At 41.4% G+C, this 232-nt stretch carries 1 pseudogene; it reads right to left on the reverse strand.

Annotation, left to right across the window (positions count from 1 at the left end):
- A pseudogene (locus A372_RS38195) lies at positions 1-232 on the reverse strand (sensor histidine kinase); the annotation flags it as partial.

The following is a 232-nucleotide window of genomic DNA, read 5'->3' on the forward strand; positions in this document are numbered from 1 at the left end:
TTCTTCAAAGGAAGAGCCGGGATGAAGGTAATGATTGAGTGAAATACGAAATGCAACTACTGCTATCCCTGCAAACACTCCCGATAATGCAGGTGGAATATGACGTATAGATAACAGAAAGAAAAAAAATACGGGCGTACCAAAGCTGAGACGAAATGTATTATCGAACGGGTGAATATTCAACTCACCTGCTAGGGGTACAAAGATAAGCATCAGCAGGAAAAGAAGGGTA

The organism is Paenibacillus sp. OSY-SE (genome assembly GCF_000283315.1).
Taxonomy (GTDB): Bacteria; Bacillota; Bacilli; order Paenibacillales; family Paenibacillaceae; genus Paenibacillus_B; species Paenibacillus_B profundus.